We start from the raw sequence: 13,025 nt of genomic DNA on the forward strand, positions 1-13,025 counted from the left end.
TCACCTGGTGCTCTGGACGGGACGGGGAGGTCGGCGGCGCCCGGCCATTATGAACCGGGAAGCTGGTTGACCCCTGGGTAGAGGTCGGCGGCGGGCTCGCTGTAGACGACCCGGGGCGGGCGCCCGGAGTCGAGGTCGTCGAAGACCAGCGAGGTGATGGAGGCGAGGTTGCACTGCCGCCGCCGCGGGTCGTGCGGCAGGGGGCGCCCCTCGGCGGAGAGCCGGGTGAGCCAGATCGGCAGCTGGTGGGACACGAGCACGGCCTCGGCGCCGTCCCCGCCGCGCTCCACGGCGGCGCGCCCGGCGTCCAGCACCGCCTCCGCCATGCGCGCGACCTGGTGCCGGTAGGGCTCGCCCCAGGAGGGCCGCAGCGGGTTGCGCAGGTGCGGCCAGTGCCGGGGCCTCAGCAGCTCGGGGAGGTCCACGTGCAGGCCCTCGAAGTGGTTGTGCGCCTCGATGATCCGCTCGTCCGGGTGCACCGGCAGGTGCAGCTCCCGGGCCACGGGCGCGGCCGTCTCCCGGGCGCGCTGCAGCGGCGAGGAGACGAGGTGGACGATGCGCGAGCCGGTGTTCACGCGGCGGGCGAGCTCCGCGGCGGCGGCCTCCGCCATCCGCGCACCGAGCTCGGTGAGGCCGTAGCTGGGCATCCTCCCGTAGACGATGCGGTCCGGGTTGAGGACCTGGCCGTGGCGCAGCAGGTGGACGGTCGAGGAGGGCATGCCCCCATGGTCCCAGACCGGGCGCACCGGCCCCAAAACGGGGGGCGGTTCAGCCGGCCAGGCGCTCGCGCAGCAGCCGGGCGAGGCGGCGCTCGTCGATCTGCCAGAAGTCGCGCGGGACGCCGTCCACGAGGACCACGGGGATCTCCTCGGCGTGCCGGCGGGCCAGCTCGGGGTCGGTGTCGACGTCGACGTCCTCCCACTCCAGCCCCAGCGCGGAGGCGACCCGGTCCACGGACTCCCGGGCGGCCTCGCAGAGGTGGCACCCCGGGCGGGTGAGGAGGGTCACGGCGGGCGGCGGAGGAGGAGTCATGGAGCCCATGCTACGGGCCCGCCGCGCGGTGCGGACGGGCCCGGGAACGCACCGGGGGCCGCCGTCCTGGATCGGACGGCGGCCCCCGGTGGCGCTCAGCGCAGGGTCACTTCTTGTTGCGGCGCTGGTGACGGGTCTTGCGGAGCAGCTTGCGGTGCTTCTTCTTGGACATCCGCTTGCGGCGCTTCTTGATCACTGAACCCATAGGATCCCTCGCATCTTCATGTCTCGGTGGTGTGCCCCCGGGGACTCCGCGCGACAGGCGGGAACCAGGGGTGCCGGCCTGCGGACGGTGACGGCCGGGCAAACGTTCACTGACACCCTACCGTCTTGTGGGGAGATTGCTGTACTCGGTCTGGCCGCGGCCGGCTCAGGCGCTGCGGGACACCGGTGCGGGCCCGTCCCCGGGCTCCTCCTCGAAGGCGTCCGCGAGCTCGTGCGCGCCGGTGTCCGGCTGCGCCGCGGCGCCGGGCGGGTTGAGCTCGGCGGGCGCGTCCGGGGCCGGACCGGGGGTGCGCTGCTCCTGGTCCGGGTCCACGCCGGCCTCGCGGTACTGGTACTCGATGTGCTCCGCCACCAGCCGGGACGCCAGCCGGCGGTCACCGGCCGCCACGGCGGAGTAGATGGCGTGGTGCTCCGCGCGCAGCCGGTCCGCGGTGGTGCTCCACAGGGGCACGTGGCCCACCAGGGCCATCGTGTACTCGTAGATCGAGTCCCGCAGGGAGGACATCAGGGCGGAGACCACCGAGTTGCCGGCGGTCTTGCACAGGGCGATGTGGAAGCTCACCTCGAGGTGGTGGAACTCCTTGAGCGACAGGTCGTCCCGGGCCATCTGCTCGAGCAGCGCCCGCAGCTCGGCCATCGCCGGGTGCTCCGGGTCCGAGCGCTCCAGGGCCCACGTCTCGAGCAGCACCCGGGTCTGGACGATGTCCCGCAGGGGGTAGTCCGAGGTGGCCATGTGCAGCTGCAGCGCGGGCCCCGCGGACGCGGCGGGCTCCCGCACCAGCATGGGCAGGATCGACTTGCGCGGCCCGTCGAACAGCCGCACGATGCCCTGGGCCTCCAGGGTCTTGAGCGCCTCCCGCATGGTGTTGCGGGACACGCGGTGGATGGCCGCGAGGTCGCGGTCCGAGGGCAGTTGTTGGCCCAGCACGAGGTGGCCGTCGAACAGCTCGTTCTCCAGCCACTGCAGGACCTGCCGATGCGTTGCCATAGTCTCCAGGGTAGGACCACCGCGGCCCTCCGTGGGACGAACGCGGGTCCGGACGTGTCGGAAGTGCGGACGGGGAACCCCTGCCGGGCCCGGCGGACCGGACCCGGCACGGGTCAGATGAGGCCCTGCGCCATCATGGCGCCGGCGACCTTCATGAACCCGGCGATGTTCGCGCCGGCCACGTAGTTGCCGGGCATGCCGTAGTCCTCGGCGGTCTCGGCGCAGGTGTCGTGGATCGACTTCATGATCTGGCCGAGCCGCTCCTCCGTGTACTCGAAGGTCCACGAGTCGCGGGAGGCGTTCTGCTGCATCTCGAGCGCGGACGTGGCCACGCCCCCGGCGTTGGCCGCCTTGCCCGGGCCGAAGAGCACGTCCGCCTCCTGGAACAGGCGGGTGGCCTCGCCCGTGGTGGGCATGTTCGCGCCCTCCGCCACGGCGAGCACGCCGTGGCCGAGCAGCTTCTTGGCGTGGGAGCCGTCCAGCTCGTTCTGGGTGGCGCACGGCAGGGCCACGGTGCCGGGGACGTCCCAGACGGAGCCCTTGGCGATGAACCGGGCGCGTCCGCCGCGGCGCTCGGCGTACTCGGAGATCCGGCCGCGCTCCACCTCCTTGACCTCGCGGAGCAGGTCCAGCTCGATGCCGTCCGGGTCCACCACGTAGCCGCTGGAGTCCGAGGCGGTGACCACGGTGGCCCCGAGCTGCTGCGCCCGGTGGATCGCGAAGGTCGCCACGTTGCCCGAGCCGGAGACCAGCACGGTCTGACCGTCGAAGGACTGCCCGCGGGTCTGCAGCATCTCCTCGGCGAACATCACGGTGCCGAAGCCGGTGGCCTCGGTGCGCACCAGGGAACCGCCCCAGCTGAGGCCCTTGCCGGTGAGCACACTGGACTCGTAGCGGTTGGTGATCCGCTTGTACTGGCCGAACAGGTAGCCGATCTCGCGTCCGCCCACCCCGATGTCACCGGCGGGGACGTCCGTGTACTCGCCGATGTGGCGGTAGAGCTCGGTCATGAAGGACTGGCAGAAGCGCATGATCTCGCCGTCGGAGCGCCCGCTCGGGTCGAAGTCCGACCCGCCCTTGCCCCCGCCGATCGGCATGCCCGTGAGGGCGTTCTTGAAGATCTGCTCGAAGCCCAGGAACTTCACGATGCCCAGGTACACGGAGGGGTGGAAGCGCAGCCCGCCCTTGTAGGGCCCGAGCGCGGAGTTGAACTCCACGCGGAAGCCGCGGTTGATGTGCACGCGGCCCTCGTCGTCGGTCCACGGCACGCGGAAGATGATCTGCCGCTCCGGCTCGCAGATCCGCTCGAGCACGGCGGCGTCGAGCAGCTCGGGGTGGCGTGCGACCACGGGGCCCAGGGAGTCGAAGACCTCGTCCACGGCCTGGTGGAACTCCACCTCTCCGGGATTGCGGGCGAGTACGGCCTGGCGGATCGGGTACAGGTCCTCGTGCATGGTGCTCCTCGTTCGGATCGATTGGGCCCGGCCGGTCACCGCCGCGGATTCCTGGTGCGGCGGCGCAGGCCGGAGAGGCTGGACAGGATGTCCGCCGCACGAGCCCCCGCGCCCCTGCCCGGGCGCGCGGGGATGCCGCCGACCGCCGGCGCCGGGCCGGTCTCGACCGCCGGCTCAGGGCTGGGGACGACGGCCGGCTCCGGAACGGCCACCGCCGCGGCGTCCAGCACGTCCGTCCCGGGCGTCGCCTCCGGAGCCGTCCCGGCCCCATCGGCCCCCGCGGTCACGACCACGTCAGGTCCGGCGACGCCGGCCCCGGCAGCGCCGCTGTCCGCGGCGTCCCCGGGGGCGCGCGTCGGGGCGGCCGGCTGGTGCGCCGCACCGCCCACGACCTCGTGGACCCACGCGGTGACCTCGGCCAGCGGCTCCGGCTGCACGGCGTAGAGACGTCGTTGCCCCTGTGCCTCCATGGACACCATACCGGCCTCGCGCAGGATCTTCAGATGCTTCGAGACGGTCGGCTGGGAGACCCCCAGCTCTGCCACGAGGTCGCCCACGGGTCGCTCGCCGTCCTTGAGCGCGGCGAGGATCCCCCGCCGGGTCTTGTCGGCGATCACCGCGAACACGTCGTTGTTGCCCATCCGATCACTGTAAACGGGTTGCCGTGCGGCTCCCGGCACCGGCACGTCCGTGCCGCCCCCGTGGCTCCCCCCGCCGCCGCCGGAGCCCTCGGGCGGCGGGCTCAGTCGAACCACGGGTCCAGCCCCCACTGGGGGAAGACCTCCTTGCGGGTGGCCATGATCGTGCGGTCCGTCTCGTCGTTGGGGTCGAAGCCCACCTCCCAGGAGCGCCACCACAGGTCCACCTCGTCGCCCATGACCCGCGGCGCGTCGGCGCCGTAGCGCTCTTGCACGTAGTCGCGCCACGGCTGCGGCACCGCGGTGCCCACGTCGATCGGGTGGCCGGCGGCGACTCCCACCAGGTGCGTCCAGGAGCGGGGCACCACGTCGTAGCAGTTGTACCCGCCCCCGCCCGTGGCGATCCACCGGCCCTCGCACAGCTCGTGGGCCAGCCCCGCCAGGGCCACGGCGGTCTGCCGCTGCGCGTCGACGCTGACGCGCAGGTGGGTGAGCTCGTCGGCGAAGTGCGAGTCGCAGCCGTGCTGGCTCACGATCACCTCGGGCCGGAACTGGCGCAGCAGGGGCGGGACCACGGCGTCGAACGCGCGCAGCCACATGGAGTCGTCGGAGGCCGTGGGCATCGCCACGTTCACGGAGTGCCCCTCGGCCTCCCCGCGGCCGGTCTCGTTGGCGAAGCCCGTGCCCGGGAACAGCGTCAGCCCGGTCTCGTGCAGCGAGACGGTGAGCACGCGGGGGTCGTCGTAGAAGATCGACTGGGTGCCGTCGCCGTGGTGGCCGTCGACGTCCACGTAGGCCACGCGCCTGACACCCTGGTCCAGCAGGTGCTGGACCGCCACGGCGCAGTCGTTGTAGATGCAGAATCCGCTGGCCTTCTCCGCGTGGGCGTGGTGCATCCCGCCCCCGAAGTTCACGGCGTGCACCGCGTCCCCCGCGAGAACGGCCACGGCGCCCTGGTAGGTGCCGCCCACGAGCCGGGCGCTCGCCTCGTGCACCCCCGGGTACCCGGGGGTGTCCTCGGTGCCGAGACCGCACTCGGGGACCTCCACGGTGGGGTCGGCGCTGACGGCCCGGACCGAGTCCACGTAGTGCTGCGGGTGGACGAGGTTGAGCACCTCGTCCGGGGCCACCTCGGGCGCCTCCACCGTGACGTTGTCCCGGCGGTCCAGGCCGAACTCCTGGACCAGCCGGTAGGTGGCCTCGAGCCGGGACGGGTGCATGGGGTGGTGGTCCCCGAAGTTGTACTCGAGCAGGGCGGGGTCCCAGAACAGTCGCGTGGGGTACGGGGCGCCGGGCCCGGACGTAGCAGGGGTCACACCGCCATTAGACCACTCGGGGCCGGGGCCCGCCCTCGCGGGCGTGGCGTCGGCGCCCTTTGTGTCACCCCGGCGCGGCTCAGTCGAGGTCGCTGAAGGCCTCGACCGCACGGGTGGGTCCCGTCACGAGGATCTGGTCGTTCTCGTAGAGGACCGTGCCGGGCTCGGTGGCCTCCCACCCCTGGCCCAGGCGGCGGACCGCGACGATCGAGACCCCGTGGGTGCGCCGGATGCTGAGGGTGTCCAGCGGCCGCTGCTGGACGGCCTCCGGGGCCGGGCAGCGGATGAGGGCGAATCCCTCGTCGATCGTCACGAAGTCGAGGACCCGGCCCTGGATCAGGTGGGCGGAGCGCACGCCCATGTCGTGCTCGGGGCTGATGACGTGGTGGACCCCGAGCTGCTCGAGGATCTCGGCGTGGGGCGTGGTGATGGCCTTCGCCCAGATCTCGGGGTGGGCGAACTTCAGCAGCCGGGAGGCGACCAGGATGCTGGCCTGGACGTCGGAGCCGATGCCGACCACGACCTTGTCGAACTCGTCGACGCCGAGCTGGCGCAGCACCTGTTCCTGGGTGGCGTCGGCGCGCACCACGGTGGTCAGCTGCCCGTTGAGCTCCTGGACGACGTCCTCGTCTACGTCGATGCCCAGCACCTCCGCGCCGTTGCGCATCAGCTCGAGGGCCAGGGCGGCGCCGAAGCGGCCCAGGCCGATCACGGCCACCGTGCCCGGTGGCCGGCGGCGGCCGGAGTGGTGGTACGGGGCGGTGCCGGGGCGGGAGGGGAACATGTGGGGACCTCCAGGAGGTGTCGGGGTGGGCCGCAGGGCCCCATGGGGTGGTGTGCCGGGCGAGCGCGGTGGACTCAGCCGATCAGCGGGCGTTCCTTGGGCAGTTCGTACAGGGCCTTCCGGGGACGGGCCGCCATGGCGGTGGCCACGGTGATGGGCCCCAGCCGGCCCAGGAACATCAGGGCGATGAGCACCCCCTGGGCCGCCGGCGAGAGATCCGCGGTGATGCCCGTGGACAGGCCCACGGTGGCGAACGCGGAGATCGTCTCGAACAGGATCCGGTCCAGGCCGATGTCCTCGTGCAGCAGCATCAGCACCATCGTGGCGGTGGTCACCGCGCCCAGCGCCAGGACGACCACCGTGATCGCCTGGCGCTGCACCGACCGGGACAGGCGCCTGCCGAGGACGTGCACGGCCGTTCCCCCGGTGATCTCGGTCCAGGCGATGAAGCCGAGGACGGCGACGGTGGTGACCTTCAGCCCGCCGGCCGTCCCGGCGGGGCCGCCGCCGATGAGCATCAGGAGGTCCAGCCCCAGCCAGGACACCGGGTGCATCGCCGAGATGTCGATGCTGTTGAACCCGGCCGTGCGGGCGATGGTGGACTGGAAGAACCCGGCCATCAGCTTCTCGTCGGCCCCCATCGGCCCGAGGGTGGCGGGGTTGGACCACTCCACCGCGCACAGGAACACCGTGCCGGCGCCGAGCAGGACCACGGTGGCGAACAGCACGATCCGGGTGTTCATGCTCCACCGCCGGGGCCGGCGCCACTCCCGGCGCAGCTGGTAGAGCACCGGGAACCCCAGCCCGCCCAGGACCACGGCGACGACGATCGGCAGGTTGACCCAGGGGTCGGCGGCGAAGTCCATGATCGACAGGGTGTACAGGGCGAAGCCGGCGTTGTTGAACGCCGAGACCGCGTGGAACACGCCGTGCCACACCGCCTGCCCCGGTCCGTACCCGTAGCCGGCGAAGAAGCGCAGGGCGAGCGCCGCGGCCACGACCGTCTCGATCAGCAGCGTGGTGGCGAGGATGCGCAGCAGCACCCGGCGCATGTCCCCGTAGCCGGGGTTCTTCGTCTCGGTCGAGCTCATGATCCGGGCCGTCAGGCCCAGCCGGCGGGCCAGGAGGATCCCCAGCACGGTGGCGAAGGACATCACCCCGAACCCGCCGATCTGGATCAGGGCCAGGATCACCGCCTGCCCGAACGGCGTCCAGTAGGTCGGCGTGTCCACCACGACCAGCCCGGTCACGCAGATCGCCGAGGTCGCGGTGAAGAACGCCTCCATGAACGACGCCCCGCCGGGGCCCGACCTCGCGACCGGGAGCATCAGCAGGACGGTGCCGACGGCCAGGGCGGTCGCGAACGCACCGATGATCAGCTGCGCCGTGCGCGCCGCGGTCACCTCCCGCGGATCGGTGCTCCGCCGTTGTCCCGGCCGGCGACCGTGGGGGGAGCGGATCCCGTGCCGTCGGGTCAGTCGACGGACCCCGGGCGCGCAGCAGGGCCTCTTCCAGGGGCATGGGCGACAACCTACACCCGCGGCTGCCCGCCGCGGACGGGCTCGGGTGGAATACTGTCTCGGGTCGAGGCGAACGCCGCGGCCGCCGCCCCGCCCGGGCGGTCAGGACACCAGGAGGAGAGCCCGTGAGCCACCTGCAGCGCGCGCCCTGGGCCCGTCCGGAGGAACGCGGCCGGTTCTGGCTGCTCACCTCGCTGCGCGACCTCGTGGACCGGATCGCGGCGGGCTCCCCCGCCCGTCTCGCCGTCATCTCCTTCGCCGCGGTCGTGTCCGTGTTCTCCTTCCTGCTGTGGCTGCCCGTGGCCTCGGCCCCCGGCGTCGTGACACCGGTCGAGGACGCCGTGTTCACGGCCACCTCCGCGGTCACCGTGACGGGCCTGACCACGGTGTCGACGGCGGCCAACTGGTCGTTCTTCGGCCAGTTCGTGATCCTGGTCGCGATGCAGATCGGCGGTCTCGGCACCCTCACCATGACCTCGATCCTGGCCCTGGCCATCGGTCGCAAGCTCGGCCTGAAGTCCCGGCTGATCACCCAGGAGGCCCTGAACATCGGGCGCCTGGGCGAGGTGGGCTCGCTCCTGCAGATCATCGTGCTGATGTCCGTGACGATCGAGGCGATCCTGGCCACGGTGCTGACGATCGGCTTCCTGGTGGTCGGGGAGCCGTTCCTCACGGCGCTCTGGCACGGGGTGTTCTACGCGGTCTCCGCGTTCAACAACGGGGGGTTCACCCCGCACTCGGACGGCCTCGTCCCGTACACGGACGCGGTGCTGATCCTCCTGCCGATCGCCCTGGGCGTCCTCCTGGGCTCCCTCGGCTTCCCCGTGGTCCTCGTGCTGCGGCAGACCGGGCTGCGCTTCTCGCGGTGGAACCTCAACACGAAGCTGGTGATCGTGACCACCACGATCCTGCTGTTCGTGGGGTGGGCCCTGTTCCTGGCCTTCGAGTGGTCCAATCCGGACACCCTGCGGGACCGGCCCGTGCACGAGAAGATCTTCGAGGGCTTCTTCCACTCCGTCATGGTCCGCTCCGGGGGCTTCAACCTCGTGGACATGAACAGCCTGGAGCCGGTGACCCTGCTGATGACCGACGCGCTGATGTTCGCGGGCGGCGGCCCGGCCTCCGTGGCCGGCGGCATCAAGGTCACCACCCTCGCCGTGGTCTTCCTGGCGATCCTGGCCGAGGCCCGGGGCGACCGGTCCGTGATCGCGTTCTACCGGACCATCCCCGAGGACGCCCTCCGCATCGCGATCTCGGTGATCATGATGGGGGCGACCGTCGTCCTGGTGGGCTGCGGGATCCTCGTGGAGATCTCCGAGGAGCCGCTGGACCGGGTCCTGTTCGAGGTGATCTCCGCGTACGCGACGTGCGGTCTCAGCGTGGGGCTCTCCGGCGAGCTGCCCCCCGCCGGCAAGTACGTCCTGGCCCTGATCATGCTCATCGGGCGCATCGGCACGACCACCGTGGCCGCCGCCCTGGCGCTGCGCTCACGCCGGCGCCTCTACCGGTACCCCGAGGAAAGGCCCATCATTGGCTGACCGTTCGTCCCACAGCGTCCCCGTCCTGGTGATCGGCCTCGGCCGCTTCGGCACCGCCACCGCGCTCCAGCTCGCCCGCCAGGGCCGGGAGGTCCTGGGCGTGGAGCGGGACGCCCAGCTGGTCCAGAAGCTCTCCGGGCAGCTCACCCACGTGGTCGAGGCCGAGGCCACGGACATCGACGCCCTGCGCCAGCTGGGGGCGGCCGAGTTCGACTCCGCCGTGGTGGGCGTCGGCACGTCCATCGAGTCGAGCGTGCTCATCACGGCGAACCTCGTGGACCTCGGCGTGAGCCGGATCTGGGCGAAGGCCATCACGCCCTCGCACGGCAAGATCCTCTCCCGCATCGGGGCGCACCACGTGATCTTCCCCGAGGCGGACGCCGGGCGGCGCACCGCGCACCTGGTCTCGGGCCGGCTGCTGGACTACATCGAGTTCGACGACGACTTCGCGATCGTCAAGATGTATCCGCCGCGGGAGGTGCAGGGCTTCACGCTGGGCGACTCCAACGTCCGCTCCAAGTACGGCGTGACCGTGGTGGGCGTGAAGTCCCCGGGCGAGGACTTCACGTACGCCCGCCCCGACACCAAGGTCACCTCCCGCGACCTGCTGATCGTCTCGGGGCACGTGGACCTGCTCGAGCGCTTCGCGGCCCGCCCCTGATCCGGGGACCGGCCGGTCCGCGGCTCAGTCGCCGCTGAACTCGCGCGTGAGCTCCGCGGAGCGGTCCGCCGAGGCGCGGGCCGCGGAGGCCACGAGAGCCTCGAAGCCGTTGTCCTGGAAGGTCGTGATGGCCCGGTCCGTGGTGCCCTTGGGGCTCGTGACGGCCCTGCGCAGGGCCGCGGGGTCGGCCTCCGCCGGGCGCAGCAGCTCCCCGGCGCCGGAGACGGTCTCCTTCGCGAGGACCCGCGCGACGTCCGCCGGCAGCCCCATCCGCTCCCCCGCCTGCTGCATGGCCTCGGCCAGCAGGAACACGTAGGCGGGCCCGGAGCCCGAGACGCCGGTCACGGCGTCCACCTGCTCCTCGGGGACCTCGACCACGGTGCCCACGGCCTCGAGCACCCGGCGCACGGCCTCCGTCTGCTCGGGGCCGGTGGCGGCCCCCGGGGTCACCGAGACCACCCCGCGGCCCACGCTGGAGGGCGTGTTCGGCATCGTGCGCACGACCGGCTGGCCGGCGGGGAGGGCGCGCTCGAGGGCGCCGACGGAGATCCCCGCCGCCACCGACGCCACGACCGTGCCGGGGCGCAGGGCGGGGGCGATCTCGCGGGCGAGGTCGAGGATGCCGACGGGCTTGACGCCGAGCAGCACGACGTCCGCCTCACGGGCGGCCCGCCGGTTGGCATCGGGATCGTCCCCGGTGACGTAGGGCCGCACGCCCGTCTCGTCCTCGAGCCGGCGGGCGCTCTCCGCGGAGCGGACGGTGGCCCGGACCTGCTCGACGGGCACGCCGGAGGCCAGCACCCCCCGCAGGATGGATCCGTTCATGGAGCCGCAGCCCAGGAAGGCGAGCACAGGGGTCATGGTCGGTGAGGTCCTCTCATCGGTGGGATCGGAACGGTGGGATCGGAACGGTGGGAACGGGACGGTGGGAACAGGACGGTGGGAACGGCGCCGGTGGGACGGCGGGCCGGGTGCGCCCGGGCCTCAGCCCCGGCTGCCGTCCGCGCCCTCCGTGCCGTCGGGGCCGCCGGCGCTCGGGGCGCCGTCGGAGCGGCTCGTGTGCCGGCGGGCGAACTCGAGGGACTCCGCGAGCCACTGGGTGCGCTCGTCGGCGTTCTTCGAGCGGCGGGTCGAGACCTCGACCCCGATGATGCCCTGCCACCGGGTGGAGGCGAGGAACTCGAGGGACTCGGCCACCGGCTGCACCCCGTGGCCGGGCAGCAGGTGCTCGTCCGCCGTGGTCTCCCCCGACCCGTCGGTCAGGTGGACGTGGCCCAGCCGGGGGCCCAGTTCCCGGATGGCGGCCAGGGAGTCCATCCGGGCGGTGGCGGCGTGCGAGAAGTCCCACGTCACCCAGTCGTAGTCCAGGCCCAGCGGGCTGTAGTGCGGGGCGTAGACCACGGTGTCGCGGCCGCGGACCCGCCAGGGGTACATGTTCTCCACGGAGATCTTCACGCCGGTGGCCTGGGAGACCACCCGCACCCCCTCCACGAAGTTCGCGGCGTACCGGCGCTGCCACCGGAAGGGCGGGTGGACCACGACGACCTCCGCGCCCACCTGCTCGGTGAGCGCGGCCGCCATCTGGATCTTGGTCCACGACTTGCCCCACACCTGCTGGGTCAGCAGCAGGGTCGGGGCGTGGATGGTCGAGATGGGGAGCTGGTGGCGCTGCACGAGGTCCTGCAGCTGGTGGGTGAGCTGGCTCATCCGCTCGTGCGTGACGAGCACCTCCACGCTGTCGTAGCCCAGCTCCACGGCGGCCTCGAAGGTCTCCGGCACCCCGAGCGGATAGAGGGAGCTGGTGGACAGCGCCACGTGCGGACGGTACGGCTCCGCGGCGGCGCCCTGCTGCTCGCTCATGCCGCACCCACCAGGTGCCGGGGGTCCACGGTGCGGACGTCGGAGTGGCTGCTCAGCTGGTCCAGGCGGCGCAGGATCAGCCCCTCGCGGAGCGCCCACGGGCAGATCCGGATCGACTCGACGCCGTAGGCGTCCATCGCCGACTCCGCCACCACGGCCCCGGCGAGGATCTGCCGGGCCCGTGCGGCGGAGACCCCCGGCAGCTCGGCGCGCTCCTCCGGGGACATGGCCTCCATCCGGCGGGTCCACAGCCGCAGGTCCTCGAGGTGGAGGGTGCGGGGCACGTACGGGCCCATCTCGTACGGCGCCGCCCCGCAGATCCGGGCCAGGGAGCGGAACGTCTTGGAGGTGCCGGCCACGCAGGTGGGCTCCCCGGCCGCGCGGACCCGGTCGACCGCGGGCCGGAGCTCCTGGCGCACGTGCTTGCGCAGGGCCTTCATCTCCTTCGGGGTCGCGACGTCCCCGGCGACGAAGGTGCGGGTGAGCCGCCCCGCGCCGAGCGGCACCGAGGTCGCCACGGTGGGCAGCGCGTTGTCCCCCAGGGCCATCTCGAAGGACCCGCCGCCGATGTCGAGGTCGAGAACGGTCCCCGCGCCCCAGCCGAACCAGCGGCGCACCGCGAAGAACGTCACGGCCGCCTCCTGGTCCCCGGCCAGTTCCGTGAGGGTCACGCCGGAGCGGGACTGCACGTGGTCCAGCACCTGCGCCCCGTTGCCGGCCTCGCGGATCGCGGAGGTCGCGAAGGCGAGGAAGTCCTCGGCCCGGTTGTCCACGGCGAAGTCCCGGGCCTCGACCACGAACGCGGTGAGGGCGTCCCGGCCGGCGTCGGAGATGTTGCCGTCGGCGTCGAGGTACTGCACCAGCCGCAGGGCGAGCTTGTGGGACGCGTACGGCTCGGGCCGGGAGCCCGGGTAGACGTCCAGCAGGAGGAGGTGGACGGTGTTCGACCCCACGTCGAGGACTCCGAGACGCATGCCGTGGTGCTCCTTCGAGTTCCGTGTCCGTCCCG

The 13,025-nt window shown here is 72.6% G+C and carries 14 protein-coding genes; 2 read left to right on the top strand and 12 right to left on the bottom strand.

Annotated elements, in window-relative coordinates:
- Positions 1–47: 47 nt before the first annotated feature.
- From ACP7CD_RS03585 to ACP7CD_RS03625, 9 genes are all read right to left on the bottom strand, one after another.
- A complete protein-coding gene (locus ACP7CD_RS03585) occupies positions 48–719 on the bottom strand; it encodes a histidine phosphatase family protein (protein ID WP_095651134.1) in 672 nt (223 codons plus the stop codon).
- A 49-nt stretch (positions 720–768) separates the two neighbouring features.
- Positions 769–1,032 (bottom strand): glutaredoxin family protein, encoded by a 264-nt coding sequence (locus tag ACP7CD_RS03590; RefSeq protein WP_031282502.1) that lies wholly within the window; start codon positions 1,030–1,032, stop codon positions 769–771.
- A gap of 106 nt (positions 1,033–1,138) precedes the next feature.
- Positions 1,139–1,237 carry a 30S ribosomal protein bS22 gene (locus ACP7CD_RS03595; RefSeq protein ID WP_005504750.1) on the bottom strand — a complete coding sequence of 33 codons (99 nt, stop codon included), beginning with the start codon at positions 1,235–1,237 and terminating at the stop codon, positions 1,139–1,141.
- 165 nt (positions 1,238–1,402) lie between these two features.
- Positions 1,403–2,245 carry a FadR/GntR family transcriptional regulator gene (locus ACP7CD_RS03600; protein ID WP_017832484.1) on the bottom strand — a complete coding sequence of 281 codons (843 nt, stop codon included), beginning with the start codon at positions 2,243–2,245 and terminating at the stop codon, positions 1,403–1,405.
- A gap of 113 nt (positions 2,246–2,358) precedes the next feature.
- Positions 2,359–3,699, bottom strand: coding sequence for an NADP-specific glutamate dehydrogenase (gene gdhA / locus ACP7CD_RS03605; RefSeq protein WP_017832485.1), 1,341 nt, complete (start codon positions 3,697–3,699; stop codon positions 2,359–2,361).
- Positions 3,700–3,734: 35 nt separating this feature from the next.
- Positions 3,735–4,340: a metalloregulator ArsR/SmtB family transcription factor gene (locus ACP7CD_RS03610; RefSeq protein ID WP_336649862.1), complete on the bottom strand. Its 606-nt coding sequence runs from the start codon at positions 4,338–4,340 to the stop codon at positions 3,735–3,737.
- A gap of 101 nt (positions 4,341–4,441) precedes the next feature.
- A complete protein-coding gene (locus ACP7CD_RS03615; protein ID WP_035925024.1) occupies positions 4,442–5,653 on the bottom strand; it encodes an acetoin utilization protein AcuC in 1,212 nt (403 codons plus the stop codon).
- A gap of 79 nt (positions 5,654–5,732) precedes the next feature.
- Positions 5,733–6,437 (bottom strand): potassium channel family protein, encoded by a 705-nt coding sequence (locus tag ACP7CD_RS03620; RefSeq protein ID WP_017832488.1) that lies wholly within the window; start codon positions 6,435–6,437, stop codon positions 5,733–5,735.
- Between the two features lie 74 nt (positions 6,438–6,511).
- The gene (locus ACP7CD_RS03625) at positions 6,512–7,840 is read right to left on the bottom strand and encodes a TrkH family potassium uptake protein (protein ID WP_426118888.1); all 1,329 of its coding nucleotides are present in this window, start codon (positions 7,838–7,840) and stop codon (positions 6,512–6,514) included.
- A 251-nt stretch (positions 7,841–8,091) separates the two neighbouring features.
- Here ACP7CD_RS03625 and ACP7CD_RS03630 point away from each other — a divergent pair, with 251 nt between their 5' ends.
- Both ACP7CD_RS03630 and ACP7CD_RS03635 read left to right on the top strand, forming a co-directional pair.
- Entirely contained in the window at positions 8,092–9,495 is a 1,404-nt protein-coding gene (locus tag ACP7CD_RS03630; RefSeq protein ID WP_035925144.1) for a TrkH family potassium uptake protein, read from the top strand.
- Positions 9,488–10,156 (top strand): potassium channel family protein, encoded by a 669-nt coding sequence (locus ACP7CD_RS03635; protein ID WP_017832491.1) that lies wholly within the window; start codon positions 9,488–9,490, stop codon positions 10,154–10,156. Before ACP7CD_RS03630 ends, ACP7CD_RS03635 begins: the two co-directional genes overlap by 8 nt.
- A 24-nt stretch (positions 10,157–10,180) precedes the next feature.
- Here the strand turns inward: ACP7CD_RS03635 and proC are convergent, their stop codons facing one another.
- The 3 genes from proC to ACP7CD_RS03650 form a co-directional block, all read right to left on the bottom strand.
- On the bottom strand, positions 10,181–11,017 hold the full coding sequence (gene proC / locus ACP7CD_RS03640; RefSeq protein WP_426118890.1) for a pyrroline-5-carboxylate reductase: 837 nt from the start codon (positions 11,015–11,017) through the stop codon (positions 10,181–10,183).
- Between the two features lie 123 nt (positions 11,018–11,140).
- On the bottom strand, positions 11,141–12,016 hold the full coding sequence (locus ACP7CD_RS03645; protein WP_368796702.1) for a sugar phosphate isomerase/epimerase family protein: 876 nt from the start codon (positions 12,014–12,016) through the stop codon (positions 11,141–11,143).
- Positions 12,013–12,990, bottom strand: a complete 978-nt coding sequence (locus tag ACP7CD_RS03650) for a Ppx/GppA phosphatase family protein (protein WP_035925036.1) — start codon at positions 12,988–12,990, stop codon at positions 12,013–12,015. The genes ACP7CD_RS03645 and ACP7CD_RS03650 overlap by 4 nt, the downstream gene beginning before the upstream one ends.
- Between the last annotated feature and the right edge of the window lie 35 nt (positions 12,991–13,025).

It is taken from the genome of Kocuria sp. LHG3120, assembly GCF_049897445.1.
In the GTDB taxonomy this organism is placed as follows: domain Bacteria; phylum Actinomycetota; class Actinomycetes; order Actinomycetales; family Micrococcaceae; genus Kocuria; species Kocuria rosea.